The organism is Paraburkholderia sp. BL21I4N1 (genome assembly GCF_002973525.1).
GTDB lineage: Bacteria > Pseudomonadota > Gammaproteobacteria > Burkholderiales > Burkholderiaceae > Paraburkholderia.
The window spans coordinates 389,874-415,054 of record NZ_PVEN01000001.1 but is presented as its reverse complement, the minus strand read 5'-3'; the positions used below and the strand labels follow the sequence as shown (position 1 = coordinate 415,054).

At 64.1% G+C, this 25,181-nt stretch carries 24 protein-coding genes; 14 read left to right on the top strand and 10 right to left on the bottom strand.

Annotation, left to right across the window (positions count from 1 at the left end):
* Positions 1-133 precede the first annotated feature (133 nt).
* The 3 genes from B0G83_RS01875 (at position 134) to B0G83_RS01865 (ending at position 3,145) form a co-directional block, all read left to right on the top strand.
* Positions 134-1,612, top strand: coding sequence for an APC family permease (locus B0G83_RS01875; RefSeq protein WP_105506535.1), 1,479 nt, complete (start codon positions 134-136; stop codon positions 1,610-1,612).
* Positions 1,602-2,615: an ROK family protein gene (locus B0G83_RS01870; RefSeq protein WP_105505726.1), complete on the top strand. Its 1,014-nt coding sequence runs from the start codon at positions 1,602-1,604 to the stop codon at positions 2,613-2,615. Before B0G83_RS01875 ends, B0G83_RS01870 begins: the two co-directional genes overlap by 11 nt.
* 98 nt (positions 2,616-2,713) lie before the next feature.
* Positions 2,714-3,145 (top strand): PRC-barrel domain-containing protein, encoded by a 432-nt coding sequence (locus tag B0G83_RS01865; protein WP_105505725.1) that lies wholly within the window; start codon positions 2,714-2,716, stop codon positions 3,143-3,145.
* 73 nt (positions 3,146-3,218) lie between these two features.
* Here the strand turns inward: B0G83_RS01865 and B0G83_RS01860 are convergent, their stop codons facing one another.
* Positions 3,219-4,169 carry a substrate-binding domain-containing protein gene (locus B0G83_RS01860; RefSeq protein WP_105505724.1) on the bottom strand — a complete coding sequence of 317 codons (951 nt, stop codon included), beginning with the start codon at positions 4,167-4,169 and terminating at the stop codon, positions 3,219-3,221.
* 160 nt (positions 4,170-4,329) lie between these two features.
* Positions 4,330-5,667 (bottom strand): leucine-rich repeat-containing protein kinase family protein, encoded by a 1,338-nt coding sequence (locus tag B0G83_RS01855; RefSeq protein ID WP_105505723.1) that lies wholly within the window; start codon positions 5,665-5,667, stop codon positions 4,330-4,332.
* 284 nt (positions 5,668-5,951) lie between these two features.
* Here B0G83_RS01855 and B0G83_RS01850 point away from each other — a divergent pair, with 284 nt between their 5' ends.
* Complete coding sequence (locus B0G83_RS01850; RefSeq protein WP_105506534.1) at positions 5,952-6,578, top strand: methylated-DNA--[protein]-cysteine S-methyltransferase; 627 nt, start codon at positions 5,952-5,954, stop codon at positions 6,576-6,578.
* A gap of 35 nt (positions 6,579-6,613) precedes the next feature.
* Here the strand turns inward: B0G83_RS01850 and B0G83_RS01845 are convergent, their stop codons facing one another.
* Together B0G83_RS01845 and B0G83_RS01840 are read right to left on the bottom strand one after the other, a co-directional pair.
* Entirely contained in the window at positions 6,614-8,209 is a 1,596-nt protein-coding gene (locus B0G83_RS01845; RefSeq protein ID WP_105505722.1) for a S9 family peptidase, read from the bottom strand.
* Between the two features lie 135 nt (positions 8,210-8,344).
* Complete coding sequence (locus B0G83_RS01840; RefSeq protein ID WP_105505721.1) at positions 8,345-9,244, bottom strand: LysR family transcriptional regulator; 900 nt, start codon at positions 9,242-9,244, stop codon at positions 8,345-8,347.
* A gap of 160 nt (positions 9,245-9,404) precedes the next feature.
* On the opposite strand from B0G83_RS01840, the gene B0G83_RS01835 reads away from it, so the two are divergent.
* Both B0G83_RS01835 and B0G83_RS01830 read left to right on the top strand, forming a co-directional pair.
* The gene (locus B0G83_RS01835; RefSeq protein ID WP_105506533.1) at positions 9,405-10,268 is read left to right on the top strand and encodes an alpha/beta fold hydrolase; all 864 of its coding nucleotides are present in this window, start codon (positions 9,405-9,407) and stop codon (positions 10,266-10,268) included.
* 63 nt (positions 10,269-10,331) lie between these two features.
* A complete protein-coding gene (locus tag B0G83_RS01830; protein WP_105505720.1) occupies positions 10,332-11,078 on the top strand; it encodes an SDR family NAD(P)-dependent oxidoreductase in 747 nt (248 codons plus the stop codon).
* A 37-nt stretch (positions 11,079-11,115) separates the two neighbouring features.
* On the opposite strand, the gene B0G83_RS01825 is transcribed toward B0G83_RS01830, so the two are convergent.
* A complete protein-coding gene (locus tag B0G83_RS01825) occupies positions 11,116-11,823 on the bottom strand; it encodes a dienelactone hydrolase family protein (protein ID WP_105505719.1) in 708 nt (235 codons plus the stop codon).
* 217 nt (positions 11,824-12,040) lie between these two features.
* Between B0G83_RS01825 and B0G83_RS01820 the strand changes: the two genes are divergently transcribed.
* The 5 genes from B0G83_RS01820 to B0G83_RS01800 all read left to right on the top strand — a co-directional run bounded on the left by B0G83_RS01820 (position 12,041) and on the right by B0G83_RS01800 (position 18,420).
* Complete coding sequence (locus tag B0G83_RS01820) at positions 12,041-13,018, top strand: amino acid ABC transporter substrate-binding protein (protein WP_105505718.1); 978 nt, start codon at positions 12,041-12,043, stop codon at positions 13,016-13,018.
* A 138-nt stretch (positions 13,019-13,156) separates the two neighbouring features.
* Positions 13,157-13,555, top strand: coding sequence for a hypothetical protein (locus tag B0G83_RS01815; protein ID WP_105505717.1), 399 nt, complete (start codon positions 13,157-13,159; stop codon positions 13,553-13,555).
* 76 nt (positions 13,556-13,631) lie between these two features.
* Positions 13,632-15,782, top strand: coding sequence for an ATP-binding protein (locus B0G83_RS01810; protein ID WP_258167641.1), 2,151 nt, complete (start codon positions 13,632-13,634; stop codon positions 15,780-15,782).
* Positions 15,779-17,791 (top strand): response regulator, encoded by a 2,013-nt coding sequence (locus tag B0G83_RS01805; RefSeq protein WP_105505715.1) that lies wholly within the window; start codon positions 15,779-15,781, stop codon positions 17,789-17,791. The genes B0G83_RS01810 and B0G83_RS01805 overlap by 4 nt, the downstream gene beginning before the upstream one ends.
* A complete protein-coding gene (locus B0G83_RS01800) occupies positions 17,788-18,420 on the top strand; it encodes a response regulator transcription factor (RefSeq protein ID WP_105505714.1) in 633 nt (210 codons plus the stop codon). Before B0G83_RS01805 ends, B0G83_RS01800 begins: the two co-directional genes overlap by 4 nt.
* Positions 18,421-19,039: 619 nt before the next feature.
* Here the strand turns inward: B0G83_RS01800 and B0G83_RS01795 are convergent.
* From B0G83_RS01795 to B0G83_RS01780, 4 genes are read right to left on the bottom strand one after another with little or no spacing between them, the layout of a single operon-like run.
* Positions 19,040-19,513 carry a DoxX family protein gene (locus tag B0G83_RS01795; RefSeq protein ID WP_105505713.1) on the bottom strand — a complete coding sequence of 158 codons (474 nt, stop codon included), beginning with the start codon at positions 19,511-19,513 and terminating at the stop codon, positions 19,040-19,042.
* Positions 19,514-19,539: 26 nt separating this feature from the next.
* Complete coding sequence (locus tag B0G83_RS01790) at positions 19,540-20,307, bottom strand: DNA-binding domain-containing protein (protein ID WP_105505712.1); 768 nt, start codon at positions 20,305-20,307, stop codon at positions 19,540-19,542.
* On the bottom strand, positions 20,304-21,146 hold the full coding sequence (locus tag B0G83_RS01785) for a DUF692 domain-containing protein (RefSeq protein ID WP_105505711.1): 843 nt from the start codon (positions 21,144-21,146) through the stop codon (positions 20,304-20,306). The genes B0G83_RS01790 and B0G83_RS01785 overlap by 4 nt, the downstream gene beginning before the upstream one ends.
* A gap of 22 nt (positions 21,147-21,168) precedes the next feature.
* A complete protein-coding gene (locus tag B0G83_RS01780; protein ID WP_105505710.1) occupies positions 21,169-21,447 on the bottom strand; it encodes a DUF2282 domain-containing protein in 279 nt (92 codons plus the stop codon).
* Positions 21,448-21,818: 371 nt separating this feature from the next.
* On the opposite strand from B0G83_RS01780, the gene B0G83_RS01775 reads away from it, so the two are divergent.
* From B0G83_RS01775 to B0G83_RS01765, 3 genes are read left to right on the top strand one after another with little or no spacing between them, the layout of a single operon-like run.
* Positions 21,819-22,391: a sigma-70 family RNA polymerase sigma factor gene (locus B0G83_RS01775; protein ID WP_105505709.1), complete on the top strand. Its 573-nt coding sequence runs from the start codon at positions 21,819-21,821 to the stop codon at positions 22,389-22,391.
* On the top strand, positions 22,388-23,032 hold the full coding sequence (locus B0G83_RS01770; protein WP_105505708.1) for a DUF1109 domain-containing protein: 645 nt from the start codon (positions 22,388-22,390) through the stop codon (positions 23,030-23,032). The genes B0G83_RS01775 and B0G83_RS01770 overlap by 4 nt, the downstream gene beginning before the upstream one ends.
* 27 nt (positions 23,033-23,059) lie before the next feature.
* The gene (locus B0G83_RS01765; protein WP_105505707.1) at positions 23,060-23,962 is read left to right on the top strand and encodes a patatin-like phospholipase family protein; all 903 of its coding nucleotides are present in this window, start codon (positions 23,060-23,062) and stop codon (positions 23,960-23,962) included.
* Between the two features lie 50 nt (positions 23,963-24,012).
* On the opposite strand, the gene B0G83_RS01760 is transcribed toward B0G83_RS01765, so the two are convergent.
* A complete protein-coding gene (locus B0G83_RS01760) occupies positions 24,013-24,978 on the bottom strand; it encodes a porin (RefSeq protein ID WP_105506532.1) in 966 nt (321 codons plus the stop codon).
* Between the last annotated feature and the right edge of the window lie 203 nt (positions 24,979-25,181).

Genomic DNA, 25,181 nt, shown 5'->3' with positions numbered 1-25,181 from the left:
TTGCCGAGCGGAACGAACATTTTTGGCTCGCTTGAATTAGTAAAGAAAGTTTCCTATCATTCGGCAACACAAAAATGAGATGAATGCCCAAGCATCCGATCAACGACGCGGCGAGCGCCGCATGGAGATATCGATGAGCGATTCCACCTGGCGGGAACCGTCCCCGCAAGCCATGGCTGCCTCGGCCGCCGAGCCGACGGCCGAGGCGCCGCACTTCCGCCGTTCGGTCGGCCTGTTCCCGGCGATCGCCGTGAACATGATCCAGATTTGCGGCGTCGGGCCGTTCCTGACCATTCCGGCGATCGTCGCCGTGCTGAACGGGCCGCTCGCGATCATCGGCTGGATTCTCGGCGCGGTGCTGGCCATGGCGGACGGCCTCGTCTGGGCCGAACTCGGCGCGGCGATGCCGGGCGCCGGCGGCACCTATCTCTACGTACGCGAAGCGTTTCAGTACCGCACCGGCAAGCTGATGCCGTTCCTGTTCGTCTGGACCGCGATGCTGTCCATTCCGCTCATCATGAGCACGGGCATCATCGGTTTCGTGCAGTACCTTGGCTTCTTTCTGCCCGCGCTGACGGCATGGCAGACGCACGCCATCGGCGTCGGCGTGACCGCGCTCGTGGTGCTCGCGCTGTACCGCCGGATCGAATCGATTCGCGCGTTGAGCACGGTGCTGTGGGTCATCATGATGCTGGCGGTCGGGCTGACCATCGCCGCCGCGTACTCGGATTTTCATCTGAGCCTCGCGACCACGCTGCCGGCCGGCGCGGGCGATCTCGGCAAGTTTTTCACCGGCCTCGGCGCCGGCCTCATCATCGCCATTTACGACTACGCGGGTTACAACACCACCGCGTACATGGGCGACGAACTGAAAAACCCCGGCCGCGTGATGCCGCGTTCAATCATCGTGTCCATCATCGCGATGATGGTGCTGTACCTCACGATGCAGATCGGCGTGATCGGCACCGTGCCCTGGCAGGAGGTCGCGAAGTCGACGTCGGTGGCGTCGCTGGTCGTGGAGCGCAACTGGGGGCATACGGCGGCGGCGATCGTCACGGTGCTGATCCTGTTCGCGGCGTTCGCGTCGGTCTTCGCCGGCTTGCTCGGCGGCTCGCGCGTTCCCTTCTACGCGGCGCGCGACGGCGTGTTTCTCGCCGCCTTCGGCAAGCTGCATCCCAAACACAATTTCCCGCACGTGGCACTGATCGTGATGGGCGTGGTCACGGCGGCCGGCACGTTTTTCGACCTGACCTCCGTGATCAACATGCTGGTCGCCGTTGCGGTGCTGTTGCAGTCGGTCGCGCAGATCGCGGCCTTGACCGTGCTGCGCCGCCGTCAGCCGACGCTCGAACGGCCGTACCGCCAGTGGTTGTATCCGCTGCCGAGCCTGGTCGCGCTGGTCGGCTGGCTCTACGTGTTCTATGCGACCGACCGTCAGTCGCAGTTGATGTCGACCGGCTGGCTGGTGCTCGGCCTGATCGCGTTCCTGATCTGGGCACGCGTGGCGCGTCAATGGCCGTTTGGTCCCAAACCGATCCGCGAAGTGTTTCTCGAACGTCAGATGAGCAGCACCGCAACCGCTTCTGCTACCACGCAAACGCATGCACGTTAACGACCTGGATGAGACCCGGCGCGCTAGTAGCCACGCCAGCGCCGGGCAGCATGGATTTCTGCTGGCGATCGATTTCGGCGGCACCAAGATCGCCATGTCGACCACCACGGAAACCGGACAGCGCCTTCACGAAGCGGAGATTCCGACCCTGGCGCAACAAGGCGCGCAGACCGTCATGCGACGCATGTTCGACGCGGCGCGAGCGCTCATCGCGACGACCGCGGCCGACATCGGCGGCGAATTGCTCGCGGCGGCGGCGGTCACGCCGGGTATCGTGAAACCGGACGGCATTCGCCTCGCGCCGAACAACCCGGGCTGGGAACGGCTCGCCTTGCACGACGAACTACGCAGGGGATTCGCGATTCAATGCGTCGGCGTCGAAACCGACGTCAAAGCCGCCGCGCTCGCGGAAGCCCGTTGCGGCGCGCTGGCCGGCGTCGAGTGTGGGTTGTATGTGAACCTGGGTACGGGTCTCGCGGCCGCGGCGGTGATTGGCGGCAAGGTGCTGCGCGGCGCGCATGGCGCGGCCGGCGAGATCGGCTATCAGTTGCGCGGCGTGCCGGGCGAGACGGTGTTCGTCGATGACGGCGCGCCGCTGGAAGACTTCGTGTCGGGCCGTGCGATCGGCGAGCGTGTGAGCGCGCTGCTGGGACGCAATGTCACCACGCGTGAAGCGTTTGCAATGCGCGAGTCCGTACCGCAAGTGAGCGCACTGCTCGACGACACGCTCCATTGCCTTGGCGTGCATATCGTCAATCTGAGCTTGATGCTGGACCCGTCGCGAATCGTGATCGGCGGTGGCATGGCGCGGATTCCGGGCATGGTGGACGACCTCCGGTCGTTGCTGAAACGCGCCGTGCCCTATCCGCCCGACGTGGTGATTGCCGCTTTCGGCCCCGGCGCGGCGCTGCAAGGCGCGATCGTGGCCGCCGGCGATGCCTGGCGCGCGCGACGTGTGCCACCCGGTCATGCGCCGTTGCGTGCGGTCGAGCCCGCGTTGTAGCGCGATCGGGCACATGACGTGCTATCGCTTCTCCTTGGCAGGAGGCTGACTGCCGGACCCGTCCGGCATCCATTCCGACACCTAACCAGGAGTAGAAAATGAAAGCCAAGACACTGATCTGCGCCGCCGCGCTCGCCGCGCTCTGCGCCTCGCAGGGCGCAATCGCCCAGGTGGCCGGCCTGCAACCGCTCGGCGGCACGGTCGAGCAAACCAACGCCTTGCTCAAGGGCTGGAGCGTGCGCCGGGCGCTGGTCGACGAACCGGTCTACAACGACCTCAACGACAAGATCGGCAGCATCTACGACGTGATCATTTCGCCGGATCGCAAGGCCACCTACGCGGTCGTCTCGGTCGGCGGATTCCTCGGCATGGGCAAGCATTATGTGGCGATTTCGGTCGACCACTTCGAGATTCGCGACGGCAATCTGTTCCTGCCGGGCGCAACCAAGGACGCGCTGAAGTCCGTGCCCGAGTTCGAGTACAACAAGCTCGAAAAAGCGACCAAGCCGCACAAGGTCAGCGCGAATTAACAGGTGGCGGGTGCAGCGGTCGTGCAAGGCAGCGTGTTGCAATACGAGGCCTTGCCGACGCGTTGCGCGGCCCTCAACGCGCAGGCGCCGTGACCAGTTGCAGCGGCGTCTCGATCACCCTCGACAGGTCGCCTTCTTTCCTCTGCTCGGCCACCGCCTTCAATGCCACGTCGAGCCCGAACACGGCCTGGCGGTCCGCGAACTGATCGACGGTGGCGAGCACGCGGCCGTCGGCAATCAACGGCTTGATCGCGTCGATATCGTTATAGCCGGTGATCGACACGCCGCCGGTTCTGCCCGCGTCGCGTACGGCATCGACCGCGCCCATTGCCATGTTGTCGTTGCCGCACAGCAGTCCGCGTAATTGCGGATGCTCGCCGAGCATCGCCGCAGCCGCGTCGCGGCCTTTGCCGTAATCCCAACGACCCGATTGCACGGCGACCACGTTGATACCCGCCGCGCTCATCGCCTCCCTGGCACCCGCCGTGCGCTGCTGGGCATTGCGATCCGCCGAAATACCTTCGATGATCCCCACTTCGTCGCCCGCCTTGAGCCGCACGGCCAGCACCTTCCCCACCTCAAACGCGCCCTTGCGATTGTTCGGGCCGACGAACGGCACGGAAATACCGGCCGCGTCCTGAGACGCGTCGTCGAGCGGATTGTCGATCGTAATCACGATGATGCCGGCCTTGATCCCGCGCGCAATCACCGGCGTCAGCGCCTTGGAGTCGGTCGGCGCGATCACGATCGCGTCCATCTTCGCGCGGATCATGTCCTCGACCATGCGAATCTGCACGGCCGTGTCGCCCTCCGACGCCGTACCGCGCACCGTCAAGCCGAATTGCGTTGCGTAATGGTTCTGGTAGTTCTGCGCGGCGTTCTGCATGGCGGCCGTGAACGGATCGGCAAGCGACTTCAGCACGAGACCGACCTTCAGCTTGCCGCCTTGCAATGCCTGAACCGTGGGCGAGGTTGCGAGACCCGCGATGGCCAGCGTGCCGGCGAACAGCACGCGGCGGCGCATGCCCGAAGGCGGGTTCTCCTGGAACGTCGCCCAAGGAGACTTCCTTCCGAGCGTCTTCTGCGTCATGGACGTGTTCCTCCTCCGCTGGGCTGACGAATCGCGATTCCGCAACTCGATGTGCACCGTCTGCCGCGCTCGCCAGCGCGCATGGCGACAAGCATCAAACCGGCTTCAACGCGAGCAAGGCTGCTGCGATATCGTCGAACAGCGGACGGCTACCGGTCGTTTCGCTCAGGCAATTGTCCTTCAACTCCGCGAGCTTCGCCGCCACGCCGCCCTGCGTGTCGCGCCAGTCGCAGCGCTCGAGCAACTCTTCGAGCAGGCATCCGTAAGCGCGGACTTCGAGGCGCTGCAGCGCCGCGGCGGTATCCGCCTCTTCCGTGCGATAGATCGATGCCGCGCCGAAATCACCCAGCAGCGCGTGGCCGTGTCCGTCGTACAGAATATTGTGCGCGTACAGATCGCCATGCATGATGCCGCGCCGATGCAAATGACTCGCCGCCGATGCGATGCCTTGCGCGATCGCCCACGCGGACGCCGGATCGAAGCGCGTGCCGGCGGCGTAGATGTCGCGCGTACACGACTCGAGGCTCGGCGGACCGCCCAGGTTACCAAAGCGCGGATCGATCAATTCCATCACGAGTCCATGCGTGCCCGCCGGATGGTCCGCCACTTTGCCCGCCACCGGGATCAGGTTCCGATGAACGCCGGCCTGGATGCAGGCGGCCATTTCGCAGTCGGGCAAACCGTCGCTGGTTACCGCCCCCTTGAACAGCTTGACGGCGACGGGCCGCACGATGCCTTCGTGCGGCTCCAGGAGTTCCGCGCGATAGATCACGCCGGACGCACCTTCGCCCAGCGTCTGTTCGAGTTTCAAGGCATCCCATGGAATCGCCGCGATCGGCGTGTCGATCAGCGCCGAGGCTTCCAGCGCTTCGTCGAACGGATTGCCGGCGTACGCCAGCCAGGCAAGCCGAGGCATGCGCGGCAGCCAGGCCGGCAGCTTATCGAGTTGGTTCGCGGCGAGACGCAGCAATTCGAGCCGCGTGCAGGCGGCCAGCGTGTCGGGCAACGCACGCAGCTGGTTACCGGCCAGCATCAACTTCTGCAAGTGCGTGCAGCGGCCGATTTCCACCGGCAGCGCGTCGACCCGATTGTCGGTGAGGACCAGCCAGCGCAGCAGCGGCGGCAGCGCATTGCCGGACACTTCACGAATACGGTTGGCCTTGAAGCCGATCATGCTCAGTTGCTCACATTGCCCCAGCACGTGCGGCAATTCGGTGAACAGGTTGTCGGACGCGAAGAGAATGCGCAGCTTGCTCAGGCGCGGCAAATCGTCAGGCAGCGCGCTGAGCGCATTGCCGGACAGGTCGAGGACTTCCAGCGAGTCGGCCAGATCGAAGATTTCGCGCGGAAATTCGCTGAGCCCGCACGCCAGTTTGAGCTGGCGCGCGCCGGCGAGCTGGCCGGCCCGCAGTTGTTCAAGTGTCGTGATCAAAGTCGTGGTCTGGCTATCCGTTGCCGGTACGCGTTGTACCGGGGGCCTCAATTCTACTGAGTCGCGGCGAACGGGTCCGCGTTCGCGGTAATTCAATCCACCGTGACCAAAACGCCCCCATACGACGCGTACATCTGTCATGCTTTCACACGAATTGAACAGCAAGATCTGGAGCGCGGGCAGCGGCTACGAAGTTCACCCTGTTGAATATCGGCGCGCATTACGCGACATCGCGGCCTCGCCTCACCGGCATGCCGCCCCTCCAACCCGCCAGGAGCAGCACCGTGACCTACGCATACAAGTTGATGGATTCACCCGTCGGACAGTTGAAGCTCGTCGCCAACGGCGAACGGCTGGCCGCGATTCTGTGGGAAAACGACAAGCCGAACCGGGTTCGTCTCGGCGCGTTGATCGAGGCGAACGATCGCCCGATCCTGATCGAAAGCGAACGGCAATTGAACGAGTATTTCGCCGGCAAGCGCCAGGCGTTCGACCTCGCGCTCGACTTTCAGGGCACCGAGTTCCAGAAGAAAGTCTGGCACGCGCTGTTGACGATTCCGTTCGGCCAGACGCGCAGCTACACGGAAATCGCGGTGCAGGTCGGCAATATCAACGCCGTGCGCGCCGTCGGCGCGGCGAACGGCAAGAACCCGATCTCCATCGTGGCGCCGTGCCATCGCGTGATCGGCGCTTCGGGCGAGTTGACCGGATTCGCGGGCGGCTTGGCCAACAAGATGCTGCTGTTGTCGCTGGAGGCGGGGCAGACTTCGTTGGAAGCGGCGGCGGATGGGGCAATGACAACATCGACGCCGGTTCCGGCACTCGCACCCGCGCACAAGGTCGAGGCGAAAGCCAGGCCCGCACGTCACGCGCCGGGCGTCGGCACGCAAGCGTCGCTGTTCGGCAATTGAGTGGAGGCGCGCGGGTCGTTGCCGCGCGCGCCTCGTCAGAAGTTCGCGAAGAACGCTCGCGCGGCCACCATGCAGAACGACGCGACCAGTTCGCCGTGATACGCCTGCAACACGGCGGCAGCGCCACCATCGGTCGCGCCGCTCGCCACCGCCTGTTTTGCGAGCGACGCCTTCGCTCCCGCAAAACCCTGCTTGATCGGCGCATAGGGATCATTCGGCCCACTCACAGGCGAGTCCACATCCAGCACCGAAGTCAGTCCCGCCGGCACCTTCGCGCTCAACCAGTACGCCTGCTCGGTGCGCGCGTTGAAGAAGAACACCGTCGGATCCGCCTCGCCGCCGCACAGTTGCACCGGCGCTCGCGGCACCCAGTTGCGTAAATCGTTGCGCTTGAATGCCTGACGCAGCGGATGCAGCGGATTCGCGGCCGGCGTCCAGGTTGGCGTCGGCTGCGGAAACGCACCGTCGGGATGAGCAGCGGCGTCTTCGAGCAACCCCAGGCGATAGTCGTTGCGCACGAGGTTGGCGTCGCCAAATCCCGCCGCGGACACCGGCTTCAGCGCAACCGGCACGAGCGGCGGCGCGGCGGGCGGCGTCATCGCAGCGAATGGCGGCGCGGGCGGCACGCTGCTGAAGAGCTGCGTCGGCGGCAATTTCTTCGCGGCGAAAATCGCATCGAGCGGTTGCAGACTCGGCAGCAAGGTCTCGATACCCGGCGCGTACGCCGCTTCATAAAAATCGCCGGGCTGGCGATAGATGTTTCCATAAGCGTGCTGATAACCCGTCACGACCAGCGTCGTGAAGAGCGTCGAGCCCACGTTGACTTCGCCTTCGATCAGCGCGTCGGCGGTCGCGGCCAATGCGTATGGGCCCGATCCCGGCGCCGACGCGGTGACCTTCACGCCGGCCGCCTGCAACGCGCGATGCGTCGCCAGCGCCACGAAGCCGCCCTGCGAATAACCGGTGACGAACAACTTGCCGTTCTCGCGGGTTCTGGGTCCGTGCTTCGTGTCGTTCAGCACGAGGCGCGCGGCCCGCAGCGAGTCGATCACATCGGCGGATTGCTGGTCGGCGTTCAGATACGGGTGATACGGCAGATCGGAGCCGGCATAGCCCGCGTAATTGCTCGCCACTACGATGTAGCCGTGAGCCGCATACATTGCGGCCACCGCGAGGCCTTCGCCGGCACCGTCTGTATTGGCGGGGTCCGTTTGCGTGATGTCGGCGAGGTTGTACTGACGGTAGGGCGTGGTGCCGTGCGCGTAGATCATCAGCGGACGCGGCCCGCTGCATGCGGACGCGTGTCCGGCCGGAAGCATCAGCGCGCCGCTGGCCTGGGTCGGCTCGCCCGCGCCGCCGATCGTGCTATAGCGGAACGTCACGATCTCGACACCGCAAGTGGGCGCACCGGCGATCTGCGTGAGCTGTTGGCCAGAGGCATTCGACGCCAGCATTTTTGCAAACGCCGCGGCGCTCAGCCGTAGCGACACGTGATGATCGAGCAGTTGGCCTTGAGCCTTGCACCCCGTGCCGCAAGTACTGGAGCCGGAGCCGGCCTGCACACCGACGCTGACGCTCGCCGTGAAACCGATCAGCAGCCCGAGGGCGGCGTTTCGCATCGCTACACGCATGGGAGGCTCCGTTTTGTTGGTATGACAACGAATGGGCGGCCTTGCAAGGTGAATCGAGTATAGGTGAACCGATCCGCAAGCCGCTAGCGCGATCTCACGGCAAAACGGCGTGGCGGCGTACCGGTCACGAACGCCTCAACGCGACGCCGTCATCACCGACATCACCAGTTCTTCCGCTCGCGACAAAAACAGCTTCAGCACCGGCGACGTATTCGCCCGGCTATAACCGATCACCAGATCGACGCCCGGCGCATCGCCTTCGAGCGGCCGGCTCACAACCGACCACGGCAGCAGATTGTTCGCATACTCCGGCATCAGCGCGAGCCCGCGCGTGGACGCCACCAGCGACATGGCCATCGCCAGATTGTCGACGCCATGCTCCGGCGTGAGCGTCACGCCGCTCTGCTGCAGATACTGTTCGATCACGTCGTGCAGCACCTTCGCCTTGTTCGACGCCATGATGAACGTCTCGCCGACGAGATCCTCCGCGCGGATCGTCGCGCGCTCGGTCAAGCGGTGATCGCTCGGCATCAGCACGATGAGCTTTTCGCGGTACACCACCTTGTAGTCGAGATCTAAGCCCGGCTCGGCGCGCAGAAACGCAAGGTCGAGCTTGCCGCGCGCGAGCGCGTCGGCGAGATCCGGCGAGTAATGGCTCGATACCGTGACATCGATATTCGGCAGTTCGTCGCGCAGCACCTGCATGGCGCGCGGCAGCCAGGTCATTTCCTGGCCGGTCAGAAACCCCAGCGCAAACACCTGTTTGGCCGGCCGCGACGCACGGCGCGCGGCCTCGGTCGCCGCGTCGACCTGCGTCAGCGCGAGCCGCGCATGGTCGAGAAAGGCCTTGCCCGCCGCGGTCAGTTCGACCCCGCGTGCGCTGCGGCTGAACAACGCCGCGCCGACCTCGTCCTCAAGGTCGCGAATCTGCCGGCTCAGCGAAGGTTGCGACGTATGCAAACGCCGTTCCGCCGCCACCGTCAGGCTGCCCGTCTCGGCGACGGCCACGAAATACCGCAGATGTCGAAGCTCCATAAGCCCTCTTGGCAAGACATGCCTCACAGGCATGCCAGCCAGCCTACAAAGTCTTTTTCCTTTGCGCAAGTCCCCACTACATTAACCATCAGGCAGCGACGCAATCGACACGACACACCGGCACACCATGCCTTTCATCTATATCGCAGAGGAACCTGAAATGACCACGCACACCCACCAGACCGCCCCGACCCAGTACGTCGACGCGAACGGCATCCGCTTCGCGTATCGCCGCTTCGGCAAGACCGGCGGCGTGCCGCTCGTGTTCAACATCCATTTCACCGGCACGATGGACCACTGGGACCCAGCCGTGACCGATGGCCTCGCGCAAGGCCGCGAAGTGATCCTGTTCAATAACGCCGGCATCTCCAGCAGCTCGGGCGAGGTGCCGGACTCGATCGAGGCGATGGCCGCCAACGCCGCCGCGTTTATCAGGGCGCTCGGCCTGACGCAGGTCGACGTGCTCGGTTTTTCGATGGGCGGTCTGATCGCGCAGACGCTGGCGATTGCCGAGCCGAAGCTGGTGCGCCGTCTGATTCTGGTCGGCACGGGTCCGCGCAGCGGTGAAGCGATGCAATCGCTGACGCCGGAAGCGCAGGACATTTTCGGCGCGACCTATGCCGAGCCGGACCATCTGTGGCTGCGCGTGCACTTCTCGCCTTCGGAAGCGAGCCAGGCCGCGGGTCGCCGGTTCCTGCAGCGTTTCCGTCTGCGCACCGAAGGACGCGACCCGGAAGCCAACGAGAAAGTCGCGCCCGCACAACTCGCCGCGCTGGCCAAGTGGGGCGCGCCGCGTCCGACGCCGTTCGCTTATCTGAACGACCTGAAGCAACCGACGCTGGTGGTCAACGGCGATAACGACGTGATCATCTACTCGATCAATTCGTGGATTCTTCAGCAGAACCTGTCGAACGCTCAGCTGATCCTTTACCCGGATGCCAACCACGGCTCGCTGTACCAGTACCCGCAGCGCTTCGTCACGCACGTGGCGCAGTTCCTGTCGGAAGACGGCGCGGCCGACTAAGCGCGATCCATCAACGCAATCCACCCGATCCATCGATTCGATTCATCTAACCGGAGTCTCGCCATGACCAACCTCACAGGAAAAACCGCGCTCGTCACGGGCGCTTCACGCGGCATCGGCCGCGCCAGCGCGCTCGCGCTCGCCCAGGCCGGCGCGCAGGTGCTGGTTCACTACAGCAGCGGAGAGAAGGAAGCGGACGCCGTGGTCGCCGAGATTCGCGCGGCCGGCGGCAATGCGCAGAAAGTCGCGGCGAATCTGCGCGATGCCGATGGCCCGCACGAACTGGCCAAACAGGTACGCGCGGTGATCGGCCATCGGCTGGATATTCTGGTAGCGAACGCCGGCATTTCGAAAGCGGCCAGCATTGAAGACACGACCGTCGCGGATTTCGACAATCTGTTCGCCGTGAACGTGCGCGCGCCGTTCTTTCTTGTGCAACAGCTCTTGCCCGTGATGTGCAAGGGCAGCAGCGTGGTGCTGCTGTCGTCGCTCGCGGCACGCGCCGCAGTGGGCACGCTGCCCGCTTATGCCGCGACCAAGGGCGCCGTGGATACGCTCGTCAGGCATTTTGCTTCCGCGCTGGGCGAACGCGGCATTCGTGTGAATGCGGTCGCACCGGGCGTCGTGGAAACCGACATGTCCAGTTTCACGAAGACCGATTCGGGACGTGAAGTCACGCTGAACATGCAGGCCTTGAAACGGGTCGCGCAACCGGACGACATTGGCGGCGCCGTGGCCTTTCTGGCCTCCGACGCCGCGCGTTGGATCACCGGTGAGACGCTGCACGTGGACGGCGGCTCGAAGCTCTAAGCCCGCCACGCCGCCCGCTGACCGGCAAACCCGCCGGTCACTTCCACATCGTGCGGCCCAGGAAGGTCAGCGTGCGGTCCCAAGCCTGCTGCGACCAGACCGGATCGAACTGGGTGTGCGGAATCCGTCCGTAGCCGACCGCCGTTTCGTTGGCAAACGCGTGATGCGCGAGATAGCGATGAAATTCGACGTCGACGTTCGCTTCGGTCAGCTTCTTTTCCAGCGCGTCGACCGTTTCCGCGGCGAAAAAATGGTCTTGCGTCGCCCAGTGGCCAATCAGCGGCACCTTGATTTTCGAGGCGTCGATATATTCCAGCGGCGGAAAGCCGTACCACACCACGCCGGCCGCCACTTCAGGGATATTGGAGAGCGCAAGCAAGGTCAGTGCGCCGCCCATGCAATAACCGGCCACCGCGACCTTGTCCGCCTGCTGCTTCAAATATTGCACCGCACCGCGCACGTCTTGCGTGGCGGCGTCGCCGAAATCAAGTGCGCTCATCAGATGATGGGCCTCTTCCTCCTCGACGGTCGACTTGCCGCGGTACAGATCGGGCACCAGCGCCAGATAACCGGCCAAGGCGAGCCGGTCGGCAACGCCACGAATCTGGTCGTTCAACCCCCACCACTCCTGAATCACGACGACGGCGGGCGCGCCTTCCAGTTTCGCCGGCTTCGCGAGATAGCCTTGCAACGGCTTGCCGTCAGGCCGGTTAAAAGTGACCATCGATCCATGTGGCTGTTTCATCGGGTGCTCCCCAGGGTGGACGAAACCGCTAGCATAGCGCCAGTGCCACCCGGTCTGCCGGCCGCCCGCCATCCCGCGCCAAGTACGCGAGTCGGCCAATCCGGGGCGCCGACACGGCCAGCCAGGATCTTTGCACCAGGGCAACGATCGAATTTTGCGAAACCCGCCAGTCGCTCTCATACTGCCGGCTATTTATCGCTTCTGGTTCAGGTCAGTCATGGTCGTACCCAAGTTCGTCGACGCCATCCACCGCTACGGAATGGACGCCTGCGTCAAGCTGCTGGTTGCGCTGCCCGTCATGGCCGCCGTGCTGTTTCGTCCGGCATTCTGCGGTGCGGCTCCCGACGCTTCATCGCCCACCGCTGGGCCCGCGAGCGTCATGCACGTGCGGATTCTCCGCGTACCGGGCGACACGGTGCGCGAAGGCCGCTGGGCTTTTCTGATCACCGCGCTGGACCATACCGTGCCGGCTTACGGCCCCTACGTGATCGACAGCTATTCGGCCGCCATGTCGGCGCGGCGCGAGATCGACGAAGTGATCGCAGGACGCCTGATCAACGTGCTGGCCAGCGAACCCGGCCATCATGAACTCGACGCCGCGACCATTCCGATTCCCATTCCGATCGACCGCGGCCTGCTCGGCTATCGCGTCGCGCTCATCAATGAAGGGCAGCAGGCGAAGTTCGACGCGATTCACGACCTCGCGGGCCTGCGCACGCTGACGATCGGTCAGGGCCAGGATTGGGGCGACGTGCCGGTATACCGGCTGGCCGGCGTGCCGCTCGTCACGGCGAGCCGCTACGACCTGCTGTTTCCAATGCTGGCCGATCACCGCTTCGACATGTTTCCGCGCGGCGTGCTGGAAATCACGCGTGAGTTGAAGGCGTTTCAAACGAGTTTCCCCCAGATGCGGATCGAATCCCATCTACTGATCCGCTACCCGTACGCGCAGTTTTTCTACGTCAGCAAAGACGACCCGATCCTCGCGAAGCGAATCAACGACGGCCTCGAAGCCATGCTGAAAGACGGCAGCTTCGACGCGCTGTTTCGCGCGTATTTCTCGCGCAGCATCGCCGACCTGCATCTCGACCAGCGCGTGCTGATCGACCTGAAGAATCCGTTTTTGCCGGCGTGGGTGCCGTTGGATCGCAAAGCGCTCTGGCTCGATCCATTCATCGGAAATAAGCGCAACTGAAGGATCGGCTGATAACGAATCAGGATTTCCTGACCCCGGAATCAGCAAACCGGCCGCCCAGAGTCCGTGCCGCCTGACGTTCAGCAGCCGGCAACGCGTTTAAAGTGGAGTGTCCCCTTGCCTTGCCGGATGACTGTCATGCCCGATTATTTTTTGCAGCGCAAAAAGACGGTCAATCGCATCGACGCGCTGTGCGCGGCTCTGTTCGAACTGTGGTGTGAGGAGAAGAAACGTGTACCGCTCGCGTATCTTTTGCACTGCTGGCCATTGACCGGGCACGATCCCGTGTCGGTCAAAAAGATCGCCGACGTGATGTCGGATCTGTCGCAGTTTCAGGCCAGTTTGCTCAGCCCCGGCGCGTCGCAGATGATCCGCGAGGTCATCGGCAACGTGCGCGACATCATCGGCGAGCCCGCCCCGCCGGGCGCGCTGGCGGCGAACGGCGCCGGCATCATGTGGACGCGAGTCCGCCTGGGTAGTCCGTCCGCCACGTTGGCGGCCTTCACAAAAGCCGATTTCCTCGACGGCCCCTTATAGACCGCGATTTGCCTGCAAGTGCAAAATACAAACACAAGAATCACAGCACCTGCGGGGAATCATGGTGGTCAATAGCTTGAGTTCTCTCCTGGCCTCGACCGGCCGACTCCGGCATAGCGTGGTGCTGCGGCTGCTCGCGATCGTGCTGCTGTTCAGTTGCGCGGTCACCCTGTTGCTGACCGCACTCCAGCTTTACCGCGACTACGGCCGCGGCGTCGAGGCGATCGAGACCCGTCTGGCCGATATCGATCGAAGCAATCGCGACAGTCTGGGCGAAGCGCTGTGGCAACTGAACCGCACCGAGCTTCAGTTGCAGCTGAACGGAATTTTGCGGCTCGCCGACATGCGCGCCGCCGAAGTGCGCGAGACCGGTTCGAGCGCCGCGCCGCTGGTGGTGAAGGCCGGCACGCCGGCAAGCGGCGCCGTGATAGCCCGCGAGTTTCCGATCTTCTATCGGATTCACGGCGTGCAGCAGAAAATCGGCAGCCTGTATGTGCAGGCGACGCTCGACAATCTGTATCGCGCGCTCACGCAAACCGCGCTGGTGATTCTGGTGAGCCAGGCGGCCTACACGTTTGTCGTCGCGCTGTTCACCATCTACATCATTTCGCGCCTCGTCACCCGGCATCTCGCGACGATCGCGCGGCAGGTCGGTCGATACGATTTCCGCTCGGCGCACCAGCCGTTCACGTTGCCGCGGCCGCCGCCGCGCTGGCCCGACGAACTCGACCGCGTGGTCGCCGCGTTCAACAACATGGGACCGCGGTTGCACGAGGCGTATCTGGTGGAGCGCGACGCCGCCGCGCAGCGCGAGGCGCGGCATCTGGCCGAAGCGGCCAATCGGGCCAAAAGCGCCTTTCTCGCGAACATGAGCCACGAACTGCGTACGCCGTTGAACGGCATCCTCGGCTATACGCAGATTTTGCTGCGCGACGGCAGCCAGAGCGAACGCCAACGCGGCGCGGTCGAGGCCATTCACCGGAGTGGCGAACATTTGCTGGCGCTGATCGACGACACGCTCGACTTCGCGCGCATCGAGGCCGGCAAGCTGCGCATTGAAATGACCGACGTGCCGTTGCCGAGAGTACTCGACACGATCCGCGAAATCATCGGCGTGAAGGCGGAACAGAAGCGCCTGCAGTTCACCTGCGAGATCGCCCCCGGTCTGGCCTGCGCGGTTCGCGCCGACGAACAGCGCTTGCGGCAGGTGCTGCTGAACCTGCTCGCGAACGCGCTCCGCTTCACGGACACGGGACAGATCAGCCTGAACGTGGAGCGGGCAACCTCCGGCGCGGTGCGTTTCTGCGTGCTCGATACCGGCATCGGCATTTCGGCGGCCAAGCTCAGCAGCATTTTCGAACCGTTCGAACAGGCGGGCAGCGCCGCCCGGCGTGCGGGCGGCGTCGGCCTTGGCCTTGCGATCAGCCAGCAACTGGTGCGCGCGATGGGCGGCGAAATCCGCGCCGAAAGCGAGCCCGGCCACGGCAGCACGTTCTGGTTCGATCTGGCGGCCTCCACGGTCAACTCCGTCGAGCCGCCCATCGCCGCACCCGGCACATCGGCGCGGCGTGTGATCGGCTACGCGGGCCCGCGCCGCTCCGTGCTCGTGATCGACGACGAACCCATCAATCGCGCGTTCGTGAGCGAGTTTCTGCAGCAGTTGGGATTCGACGTGCAGAAAGCCGCGGGCGGTCGCGAAGGCATTGCGATGGCCCGTCAGCAGACGCCGTCGCTCGTCATGACGGACATTTTGATGCCCGATATGGACGGCCTCGAAACGACGCGCCGCTTGCGGCGTCTGCCCGGCTGCCATGACATTCCCATCATCGCGATGTCGGCGAATCCGTCGTGGAGCGGCGAGAAACGCTGTCTCCATGCGGGCGCGAATGCGTTTCTACCCAAGCCGGTCGAGTTCGACCGGCTGCAAGCGCATCTTGCCGACCTGCTCGCGCTGGAATGGTGCTGCGCGCCGCCGACGGGCTCCGCGCCGGTCGAGCCGCCGCCTGAACCGTCGCCCGCGTTGCCGACCGCCGAGATGGAAAATCTGCACCGGCTGGCCCGTCTCGGCGACATGCGCGCGATCGCCGCGTGGGCCGACCGGATGACGGCGCTCGACGCGCGCAACCTGCCGTTCGCGGCGCAACTGCGCGGGCTGGTGAAGGACTATCAGTCGAAAGCGATTCTGCTGCTCGTCGAAGCGCATCTCGACCGGAGGCGCACGTCATGAACGCCAACGCCAGCCCGACGCAGCCGGCCACCATCCTGGTCGTGGACGACGCGCCGATCAACATCGGCGTGGTGGTGGACAGTCTCGAAGACGAGGGCTTTCGCGTGCTGATCGCGCTCGACGGCGAGGAAGCGCTCGAACGCGCGCATTTTTCGCAGCCCGATCTGATTCTGCTCGACGTGAAAATGCCGGGCATCGACGGCTTCGAAACCTGCCGCCGTCTCAAGCGTGAAGAACAAACCCGCGAGATTCCCGTGATCTTCATGACCTCGCTGGGCGAACCCGACGATCTCGTGGAGGGCTTCTCGGCCGGCGGCATCGACTACGTGACCAAGCCGTTCCAGCTCGCCGAAATGCTGGCGCGGATCCGCACCCACCTCGCGCTGCGTGCGCTGCACAAGCAGCTGCGGACGCAGAACACGCGACTCTCGAACGAAGTCGCGGCGCATCGCGAGGAACAGGCCGCGTTATCGCGCGTGCGCGACGAGCTTGAAATCCGGGTCGCGGACCGGACCAGCCAGTTGGCCCGCGCGAACGCCAACCTGCTGATCGAAATCGACGAACGCAAGCGGACCGAAACCAAGCTCGTGTCGAGCGAAGCGCGTTTTCGCACCATTGTCGAAACCAGCCCGGTGCCGCTGTGCATCACGTCCATGCACGACGGCCGCGTGCTGTACATGAACGCGCCGTTTCGCTGGCTGTTCGCACTCGACAAGGAATTGCGCGGCGTCACCTACATTGCCGACTTTTACGTCGACCCGACCGAACGCGACCGCACGATTGCCTTGATGCGCGCCGAAGGCGGCTTCACCAACGCCGAAATCCAGTTCAAGGATTCGACCGGCGCAAGCTTCTGGGCGGTCGCCACCGCCCGCATCGCGACCTTCGACGACGCGCCGGCAATCTACGTCGGCTTCAACGACGTCACCGCGCGCAAACTGGCGGAAGAAATGCTGCGCGCGAGCGAAGCGAGCCTCGCGAACGCGCAACGGCTCGCCAAACTCGGCGACTGGGAATGGAACGTCAGCGACGGCGTGACGCACTGGTCGTATGAGATGTACCGGATTCTCGGTCTCGATCCGAACGGCGTACGCCCGAACCTGCGCACGCTGCGCGCCGCGCTGCATCCCGACGACCGCGCCGCCGTGCGGCACGCGGTGCATGCGGTGATCGCGAGCCGGCAGCCGCAGTTTCTCGATTGCCGGCTGAGCAGCAGCGGCGGCGAGCCGCGGATCGTACAACTGCACGTGGAATGTTCGAGCGGCGGCCTCGGCCAACCGCTCACGCTGGTCGGTACGATGCAGGACATCACGGAACGCAAGCGTGTCGAACAGGAACTGCTCGAATCGCGCGAACGGTTGCGGGAATTGTCGGCGTATATGGAAGCGGTGCGCGAGGAAGAACGCAAACGCATCGCCATGGAAATTCACGACGAACTCGGCCAGTTGCTGACCGCGCTGAAAATGGATGTGTCGTTACTGCGCATGCGCCTCGTCAGCGATTCGGAAGCGGCGCGCAAAACCGACGACATGCGCGAGCTCGTCGAAAAGACCATCTGGATGGTGCGCAATGTCGCCAGCCACCTCCGACCCGCCGCGCTCAACTTCGGCGTCGTGTCGGCGCTCGAATGGCTGGTCGACGACTTCGTCCGGCGCAATCAACTGCCGTGCAAGCTGGCCATTCACGGCGGCGAACCGGTGCTGCCGGACGCCCATGCCACGGCCGTGTTCCGTATCGTGCAGGCCTCGCTGACCAATATCGCGCGCCATGCGCGGGCCTCGCGCGTCGACGTGACCCTCACCGGCCGCGACGACGCCTTGATCCTTCACATCCGCGACGACGGCTGCGGTTTCGACCCGGCCGCCGCGCGCCGCCGCTACTCCTACGGACTGCTGGGCATGAGCGAGCGCGCGCGGCTGATCGGCGCCACGTTGCAGATCGAGAGCGCGCCGGGCGCGGGCACGACCGTCTCGATTCATATCCCGCTCACGACCCGGAATCACCCATGATAAGAATTCTCATTGCAGACGACCACGCGATCGTGCGAGGCGGTTTGAAGCAGATTATCGCGACCACCGCCGACATGATCGTCGCGGACGAAGCGGCCGAGGGCTCAGAGGTACTCGACAAACTGCGCGCCGGCTGCCCCGATCTGCTGCTACTCGACATGACGATGCCGGGCATCAGCGGCATCGATCTGATCCGGCGCGTGCGGGCCGAATACGCCAGCCTGCCGGTGCTCGTGCTGAGCATCCACAACGAGGCGCAGGTCGTGTCGCGCGCGCTGCGGGCCGGCGCCACCGGCTATCTGACGAAAGACAGCGACCCCGAGGTGCTGTTGACCGCGATTCGCAAGCTCGCCGAAGGCGGCCGCTTTATCGATCCGAAACTGGTGGACTCGATGATATTCGGCACGCACACTGGCGAAACACCGCCGCATGCCATTCTGTCCGACCGCGAATTCCAGGTGCTGCAAGCACTGGCCGCCGGAAAAAGCATTAATGACATTGCCGAAACGTTCGCACTCAGCGCCAAAACCATCAGCACTCACAAGATGCGCCTGATGCAAAAGCTCGGCCTCAGCAATAATTCAGAGCTGATTCGCTACGCGATCCGGCATCACCTGAGTACGGAATGAGTGGACTCAGGAAATCCTTACATTTTTATCAGGATTTACTGACACTCAATTGCGGGTGCTCTGACCGACAAAATTTATGATCGGCTTTATGCTTGAATCACTAAGTTTTGGTTTAATATCTCGCCTACCACGGCGGTCCGGTTGGAAGCCTGCTTGTTACGAACTGTCGCAAACGCCTATCCGGCTTGAGATAGCGCAACAAATACTGCATTGCACTGCGTCAATCGCAAAATTGACCGACAAACGTCTCTCAGGTTCTGGCATGCAATCCTCGGACGCCAGAGTCTTTAGGCCGACACGCTGTGTCGGCCTTTTTTATTCCCGCGTCGCTTTTGCGGCCAATGCCAATCGCCATCGGGCGTCCGCGCATTTAAGAGATGTTCGCGCGATAGGCAAACTAAATGCCCAGCATAGCCTCACGTAATTTAACAATCTCGTGAAATTAAACCGCTATTCGCGCAGAAGGCGGCCATTGCCACGGGCGAAGGGCCGGTAGACCGGGTTGCCGCAATGGGGAAAGCGGGAATGGGTTATCCATAACGACTATTCAGTGTCTTTGTCACGAATAGCGAGCGGGATAAGCATCAGCGGCCGAAAGCCGCGTCAGCGCTGCCCGACCTTAGCGGATGCCGAACTTATGATCCAGCGAGAACACGCCCGCACCGCGTCCGATGATCACCAGCAGCAAGCCGGCCCACGACAGATGCGTCGGCCATGCGTCCGGATAGACGAAGACCTCGATCACCGTCGTCATGCCGAGCAGCGCGAACGCCGAGAAGCGCGAGAACAGACCCAGCACCAGCAGCAACGGAAACAGATGCTCCGAATACGCGGCAATATGCGCGGCGATTTCCGGCGGCACGAGCGGCAGTTTGTATTCGGTGCGAAACAGTTCGTACGTGCTCGGCGTCAACGTGAGGATGCCGCTTACTTTCGTGCGTCCCGACATGAAGAAAATCGCGGCAATCGCGAAACGCGCCACCAGCGACAACAGCGAGTCGTTGATCAACATTTGCAGCTTCGCGGCTAGCGCGTTCCAGCGTCCGCGCAACGTGGTGTGCGCGCCGGGCGCCGTGTTCTGGATCGCTTCCATATGAATCTCCGTGTCGGTTAACGTGTTCAGTGAGTGGCAACGTCGATGGCAGCGAATGCGCCCGCCGCGATCAGGTCGCCGAGAAGTTGCATGAAATCGAGTGAGGGTTGCGCGTCGAGCGCGTTTTGTGCGGCGACGTCGAGTGTTTGCGAGGCGGCGCATGCGTCGAGAAAGGCGCAGCCGCCCGCGCCGAGCGGTCGCCACAGCACGGCGCCTTCCGGGCGCGTCAGCAACGCGCCTTCGCCTGACCAGTCGAGATGTGACGGCAGGTCGATCGCTTCGCGATTGCAATGCCAGATCGTGTAGGCCGGCTGGTTGACGAACCATTGCCAACGCACGGCGGCGCGTAGCGGCAGCGTCAGCCGTCCGAGTGCTTCCGGTGTCAGGCAGGCCAGCGCGAGAACGTCGATGCCGGGGTTGTCCGCCGCCGCGTGCGTCTCGGTCCACAAGCGATCGAGTCGCGCGACGTTCGCCAGATAAGGCAGTTCGCGAGCCGGCTCGAAGCCGTCCAGAAACGCGGGGAAATCGTGACCGTAGTACAGCAGCCTTGCGTCCGAAGGCGCTTGTCGGCGCACATAGATCGCGGCGGCGGCGCGAAACCAGTCGCGGCCGACCAGCCGCTCCACGCTCGGAAAGTTCGCTTGCAACGCGTCGATGCAAGCCTTCACGACGTTGTTGCGATACACCGCGAAGCCCGGTTGCGCGAGCAACGAAGCGAGCACGGGCGGCGCCGCATCGGCGTCGTAAAGCGCGCCCGCGAAGGCATCCTGGAAGTGGCTGAGGGAGCGGTTCATACGATTGCCTCCGAGTTCGCCAATAACCGTTGAGCCATGGCGCGTTCCGTTAGCAAATCGTCGAACGGCGGAAGGTGATCGTCGCGCTCTATCAGCGTGGGCCTCGCACCGATCCGTTCGATCACGCGGCCATACAGCGACCAGACGTCGTCGGCGATCGGTGCGTCGTGCGAATCGATCAGCAGCGTGGTGGCGGCGTGAGCGTCGCGGCTATGGCCGGCAAGATGAATTTCCATCACCGCGTCGGCCGGCACCGCGTCGAGATACGACGCCGCGTCGAAGCCCAGGTTGTGCGCGCTGATAAAAACGTTGTTCACGTCGAGCAGCAAACCGCACCCAGTCGTGCGGCACAGGTCGCCGAGAAACGTCAGCTCGTCCATGTCATGACCGTCGAGCTGAAGATAATGCGTGGGGTTTTCAATCGCGATGCGCCGCGCGAGCGCATCCTGAGTCCGGGCGATGTTGTCCGCGATGCGCACGAGCGCTTCGCGAGTACGTGGAAACGGCAGCAGATCGGGGTGATACGCGCCGCGCCACGTGGACCAGGCGAGATGCTCCGACACCAGCGCCGGTTCGACGCGATCCGCCAGGGCCCTCAGTCTTTGCAGATGCACCGCGTCGGGCGCACTATCCGCCGCCAGCGACAACGACACACCATGCAGCGACAGCGCATGACGGCTGCGAATCGCGTCCAGCCATGCGAGGCGAGGGCCGCCGTCGACCATGTAGTTCTCGGGATGAACCTCGAACCACAGACCTTCCGCGTTGCAGTCGTGAGCCTGCGCGTAGTGGTCGGGCTTGAGGCCCAAACCGGCGCCCATGTGGGTTAGCGTCTTCATGATCGACGGGCGGCGCGGCGAATTACGATGCCATCGGCGAGAGCGAACCCGTGCCGTGCGGCGTCTTGATCGTCGTGCAGGTACCGACCGGCACGTTCTTCCACGAGTTGCCCTGATAGTCCGTCTTCGAGGTGCCCGCGCACGTCGTGCCCGCGCCGGCCTTGCAATCGTTGTGGCCGGCCATCGCCACGCCGTAGCACTTCTCCATCGCGCCGCCAGCGGCCGGTTGGGTTTGAGCGAAAGCACCGCTAGCGAGCGAAGCGAGGGCGAGAGCGGCGGCGGCGAGTTTAAGGTTGTTCATGATGGATTCCTCAAGAGACTTCGTTTCAGGGTTCAGGTTGGTTAGCAGCGCAGGCGGTTCAGGCAGTGGGCCGGATTTGCTTGCGTTTGCTGGAAGGTAATTCGACGACTTTCGACAACCGGTTACAGCAACGAAAAAAAATTTTGCGGCTTCTTGCGACCCGGCTGGAATCACGGTGCGGCGTCTTCATGGGACCCCAGCGTTCGGTCTGTGAGCTAATTCGCCGCGACACGTCGTGCGGTTACACGGCGTCGAAAAAATTTTTCGCGCCTACCGCACCGAATGCGGTTCGCGGTGGTTTGGGTCCGCGCGCGCGGCAGCGTAAAATCTGCGCAAAATAAATTTCACTCTTTGTGTAACCAGAGCGACCGATGGATCGAACTAACGATGACGCGACGTTGCAAATCAAGGAGAGGCACTTGCAGGCGCTGCTTCTCAAAGGCATGGATGGTGACGAAGCGGCGTATCGGCGGTTCCTGTCGGAGTTGAGCACGCACTTGCGCGGTTTTCTGAGGAGGCGTTTGCACAGCCAGCCGGGCGATATCGAAGATCTCGTGCAGGAAGTGCTGCTGGCCGTCCACAACGGGCGGCACACCTACCGGCCCGAGGAACCGCTGACCGCTTGGGTCCACGCGATCGCACGCTACAAGCTGACGGATTACTTTCGGGCGCGCTCGCGTTACGACGCGCTGAACGATCCGCTCGACGACGCCTCCGAATTGCTGGCCGCGCCCGATCTGGAGCCGGCGCAGGCCAGGCGCGATCTCGGCAAGCTGCTCGATCAATTGCCGGACCGCCAGCGGCTGCCGATCGTGCACGTCAAGCTGGAAGGGCTCTCCGTGTCGGAGACCGCGCAAATGACGGGCTTGTCGGAATCGGCGGTGAAGATCGGCGTACACCGTGGGCTCAAGGCGCTGGCGGCAAAGATTCGAGGAACGCGATGAAAACGGACGACTTGATTTCCCTGCTTGCAACGGGCGCCGCGCCGGTCGACCGGCACCTGCTCGCCAAGCGCTTCAGCCTCGCCGTGCTGGTCGGCGCGGTCGGCGCGACGCTGATGGTCGCGGTGCTGCTCGGCGTGCGCCGCGATCTGGCGGAAGTCGCGGCCACGCCGATCTTCTGGGCGAAAATCGCGTTGCCGCTGTGCCTGATGCTTGGCGCGCTGCAACTGTCCACGCGGCTCGCCCGGCCCGGCGCGGCGCTGAGCGCGAGCGGCCGTCTGCTGGTCGCCGTGCCGGTGGCCGTGGTCTGGCTGGCGGGGCTGTATGTGCTGATGTCCGCGCCGTCCGACCTGCGGCTCGCGCTCGTGCTCGGCAAAACATGGCGCGTCTGCCCGTTCAATATCACGATGCTGTCGGTGCCGGGCTTCATCGCCATTTTCTGGGCGCTGAAGGGACTCGCGCCGACCCGCCTCGCGCTGGCCGGCGCGGCGGGCGGGCTGCTGGCCGGCTCGACGGCCACGCTCGCCTATTGCCTGCATTGCCCTGAGATGGGGATCCCGTTCTGGGGCGTGTGGTACGTGCTAGGCATGCTGGTGCCGACTATCGTCGGTGCATTGCTGGGACCGCGCCTGTTGCGTTGGTGAGGCGCCCGATATGTCGTGGAGACCGTCATGTCATCGATTCAAGCCACGCAGTCCGATCTGCCCGCAAGCGCGGCGCGAGCACCGCTAACCGCGTTCGTGTTCGCGGGCGGCGGTAGTCTCGGCGCAATCGAGGTCGGCATGCTGCGGGAACTGCTGAATCGCGGCGAGCGTCCCGGTTGCGTCGTCGGCGCTTCGGCGGGTGCGATCAATGCCGCCTATTTCGCCGGTACGCCCAATGGCGAAGGCGTCGCGGAACTGGAAGCACTCTGGTGCCGCATCCGCCGGCAGGACATCATGCCGTTTTCGATGCTCGGGCTGCTCGACATTCTGTTGCGGCGCCGTCCGCATCTCGTGGAAGCCAAAGCACTGCGCGCGCTGCTGGAAAAAAACCTGCGCTACGCGCGCATCGAGCAGGCGGCCTTGCCGCTGCATATCGTCGCGACCGAGGTGCTGTCGGGCAACGAAGTCGTTCTCTCGTCCGGCCCGGTGGTGGAGGCGGTGCTTGCCAGCGCGGCGATTCCCGGCGTGTTTCCGCCGGTGCGGATCGACGGCGTGGATCTGGTCGATGGCGGCGTCGCCAACAACACGCCCATTTCAGTCGCGATCGGTCTCGGCGCCACACGCATCGTCGTGCTGCCGGCCGGCTTTGCGTGCGCACTGCACGCGCCGCCTTCCAGCGCGATCGGCCAGGCCATGCACGCGCTGACGCTGGTCATTGCGCGTCAGCTGGTTCGCGATCTGGAGTTTTACTCGACGCGCGCCGACATCTTCGTCGTACCGCCGCTCTGCCCGCTCGAAATCTCGCCCTACGATTACACGCAATGCGATCGTCTGATCGATCGGGCCGCCGGAAAAACGCGCGAGTGGCTGGATGGCGGCGGCCTGGAGCATGTGTTCATCCCCGGTGAATTGCGACAACACGCGCATTGAGTGCGCGGTGCGGCGAAACCGGCAATAGCGCGCTCCCGATGCGGCGCCGCTTAGAACCGCTGCACGAGGCCAAGCTGTACGCCTTTGACCGGCGCACCGGGATACGCAACCGGCAAGCCCGTCACGTTGACGCCACGCAGCGTGAAGCCGGCATCGTCGTGATTCGCGAGATAGGCGGCGGTGAAATAAAACAGCAGCGTGCGCGACAGGTTGTATTCGAACGATGCGCTGAACTGATCGGCGCTTGCGCCTTCGCCCGTGAAATCCCGCACGTGCGCATAGCCCAGCGAGGCGCGCGTGTCGGCGGAAAAGCTGTATTGCGCCGACAGCGAGCCGCCCGCGCCGTGATACCGCGGCGAGCCGCCGTCGCCGTTGAAGAACGACAGCCACACGCGGACCTTATCCATGGCATAACTCGCGCCGCCGAGATTGGCGCGCAGCGCAGCGGCACCGTGGGTCTGCTGACGCGCGAACAACAGCTTGAAGTTGTCGATCTGATAACGGGCCGTCACGTAGTAACCGTCGACGCCGTTACCGTCGTTCTCCGACGCATCGCGCAGGGCCATCATGACCGTCGCGTCAAAGCCGCCGACTTGCGGCGACAGATACGTGATCGCGTTATTCGTGTACGGCGTGATTTTCGACAGGTTGTTGAGCCCGGACCCGATCGTACCTGCGCCGAACGCGTCGAGATCGCCTTTGAACGGAATATAGATCGGCGAATACTGGCGGCCGAAACGCACTTCGCCCCAATGACCTCGCGAACCGATCCATGCCTGGCGGTTGAATATCACACCCGGCGTTTGCAAGGTGCCGTCCGTGGTGCTGAAACCGTTTTCCAGCGCGAACACCACATAGGTATCGGCGCCGATCGGCTCGGCGCCGCGCAATCCGATTCGCGAGCCGCGATAGGCGCCCGAGTCGAGACGGGCGGTCCATCCGGAGCCCGGGTTGGTGATTTCAACGCTGGTGTCGAGCACGCCGTATAGCGTGACGGTGCCGTCGTCCGCCGCCATGGCACGATGCAGGCCCAACACCAGGCCAACCACGCCGACGCTTGCGCGCACAACCACGTGACGAAACCACGCGATATGCCGCGTCACCGGACTGGGCTTACGTGGCGCTGTCTTGACTGGAGATGTCGAAATGCGATGCACATGAGATCCTCCCAAGGCTGACCGATTATATTCGGCTCATCCGTTGAAAGAGGCAGACATGT

Bases quoted from the DNA above. Each gene is read 5' to 3' on its own strand.
- B0G83_RS01805 (WP_105505715.1), top strand. From the start codon at position 15,779: ATGAACGCCAACGCCAGCCCGACGCAGCCGGCCACCATCCTGGTCGTG.
- B0G83_RS01845 (WP_105505722.1), bottom strand. From the start codon at position 8,209: ATGCGTGTAGCGATGCGAAACGCCGCCCTCGGGCTGCTGATCGGTTTC.
- B0G83_RS01785 (WP_105505711.1), bottom strand. From the start codon at position 21,146: ATGAAGACGCTAACCCACATGGGCGCCGGTTTGGGCCTCAAGCCCGAC.
- B0G83_RS01795 (WP_105505713.1), bottom strand. From the start codon at position 19,513: ATGGAAGCGATCCAGAACACGGCGCCCGGCGCGCACACCACGTTGCGC.
- B0G83_RS01860 (WP_105505724.1), bottom strand. From the start codon at position 4,169: ATGCGCCGCCGCGTGCTGTTCGCCGGCACGCTGGCCATCGCGGGTCTC.
- B0G83_RS01840 (WP_105505721.1), bottom strand. From the start codon at position 9,244: ATGGAGCTTCGACATCTGCGGTATTTCGTGGCCGTCGCCGAGACGGGC.
- B0G83_RS01800 (WP_105505714.1), top strand. From the start codon at position 17,788: ATGATAAGAATTCTCATTGCAGACGACCACGCGATCGTGCGAGGCGGT.
- B0G83_RS01830 (WP_105505720.1), top strand. From the start codon at position 10,332: ATGACCAACCTCACAGGAAAAACCGCGCTCGTCACGGGCGCTTCACGC.
- B0G83_RS01875 (WP_105506535.1), top strand. From the start codon at position 134: ATGAGCGATTCCACCTGGCGGGAACCGTCCCCGCAAGCCATGGCTGCC.
- B0G83_RS01865 (WP_105505725.1), top strand. From the start codon at position 2,714: ATGAAAGCCAAGACACTGATCTGCGCCGCCGCGCTCGCCGCGCTCTGC.
- B0G83_RS01760 (WP_105506532.1), bottom strand. From the start codon at position 24,978: ATGGCGGCGGACGACGGCACCGTCACGCTATACGGCGTGCTCGACACC.
- B0G83_RS01775 (WP_105505709.1), top strand. From the start codon at position 21,819: ATGGATCGAACTAACGATGACGCGACGTTGCAAATCAAGGAGAGGCAC.
- B0G83_RS01765 (WP_105505707.1), top strand. From the start codon at position 23,060: ATGTCATCGATTCAAGCCACGCAGTCCGATCTGCCCGCAAGCGCGGCG.
- B0G83_RS01790 (WP_105505712.1), bottom strand. From the start codon at position 20,307: ATGAACCGCTCCCTCAGCCACTTCCAGGATGCCTTCGCGGGCGCGCTT.
- B0G83_RS01820 (WP_105505718.1), top strand. From the start codon at position 12,041: ATGGTCGTACCCAAGTTCGTCGACGCCATCCACCGCTACGGAATGGAC.
- B0G83_RS01815 (WP_105505717.1), top strand. From the start codon at position 13,157: ATGCCCGATTATTTTTTGCAGCGCAAAAAGACGGTCAATCGCATCGAC.
- B0G83_RS01780 (WP_105505710.1), bottom strand. From the start codon at position 21,447: ATGAACAACCTTAAACTCGCCGCCGCCGCTCTCGCCCTCGCTTCGCTC.
- B0G83_RS01770 (WP_105505708.1), top strand. From the start codon at position 22,388: ATGAAAACGGACGACTTGATTTCCCTGCTTGCAACGGGCGCCGCGCCG.
- B0G83_RS01835 (WP_105506533.1), top strand. From the start codon at position 9,405: ATGACCACGCACACCCACCAGACCGCCCCGACCCAGTACGTCGACGCG.
- B0G83_RS01825 (WP_105505719.1), bottom strand. From the start codon at position 11,823: ATGAAACAGCCACATGGATCGATGGTCACTTTTAACCGGCCTGACGGC.
- B0G83_RS01870 (WP_105505726.1), top strand. From the start codon at position 1,602: ATGCACGTTAACGACCTGGATGAGACCCGGCGCGCTAGTAGCCACGCC.